At 61.6% G+C, this 388-nt stretch carries 1 pseudogene; it reads right to left on the reverse strand.

The features are described from left to right. Window positions 1-388, reverse strand: a pseudogene (locus tag EE949_RS08680) (S9 family peptidase); the annotation flags it as partial.

Below are 388 nucleotides of genomic sequence, written 5' to 3' on the forward strand. Positions count from 1 at the left end.
TAAAGGCTGTACGCCGCGTCTGGCAGTTGCACCCGATAGGCGGGCAGATCCTGAGGGCGGATTTCGATGATCGGCAGGCCGCCTTCGCGCAAACTCAGGCTGAGACCTCTGGCGTTGAGGCCGACGCCTTCGAGCATCACCGAATCGCTGTGCGGGATCAGCGTCTGCCAGTCATCACGGGTCGGAACGCCGGTCGCTTTCTCGGGAGCGTGATACAGCGCGAAATTGATGCCGCTCTGGTTGCTGCGAATGAACCAGCTCCAGACGCCATCGAGCAGGCCGTGATCAGGAAAGTATTCATGGCCTTCGACGCGTGGCGCGAGGCAGACGAAAGCCTGCTAGGGATGCTCGGCGTCCAGCACCCAGGCTTCGCTCGTGGTTTTGCTGT

The organism is Pseudomonas viridiflava, assembly GCF_900602065.1.
Classification (GTDB): domain Bacteria; phylum Pseudomonadota; class Gammaproteobacteria; order Pseudomonadales; family Pseudomonadaceae; genus Aquipseudomonas.